The organism is Mycobacterium simiae (genome assembly GCF_008370645.1).
GTDB classification, from domain to species: Bacteria; Actinomycetota; Actinomycetes; order Mycobacteriales; family Mycobacteriaceae; genus Mycobacterium; species Mycobacterium simiae_A.
In genome coordinates, this window is record NZ_VTZN01000590.1 from 1 (window position 1) to 335 (window position 335).

The 335-nt window shown below is 62.4% G+C and carries 1 protein-coding gene; it reads right to left on the reverse strand.

Annotated features, from left to right (window positions below):
- On the reverse strand, positions 1-184 hold a 184-nt coding region (locus tag F0Q45_RS27025; protein WP_149656700.1), incomplete at its 3' end, for a PPE domain-containing protein.
- Positions 185-335: the final 151 nt, after the last annotated feature.

The following is a 335-nucleotide window of genomic DNA, read 5'->3' on the forward strand; positions in this document are numbered from 1 at the left end:
CCGGACCCTGCCACGCCTGACTCGCCAAATCCGACGTAATCGACGCGAACGACGATGCCGCGCTGGCCAACTCGTCGGCCAACCCATTCCAGGCCCGAGCTGCCCTCAACATGGGAGCCGAACCGGCACCGCAGAATAGCCGTGCCGAATTGACCTCCGGCGGCAACATCAAGAAACTAGCCATCACAGCCTCCTTTGCTCACTTACTCCCAAATCCTCGACGGCTTATTCGCTGCGCCTACCCGACGCTAAAGTGGCAAATCCTTGCAGCTGCGGTGTGCAGGGTGGCGGGACCAGGGTTCGGGGGATGCTGCGCAGCCCGCTGGTGTCGAATC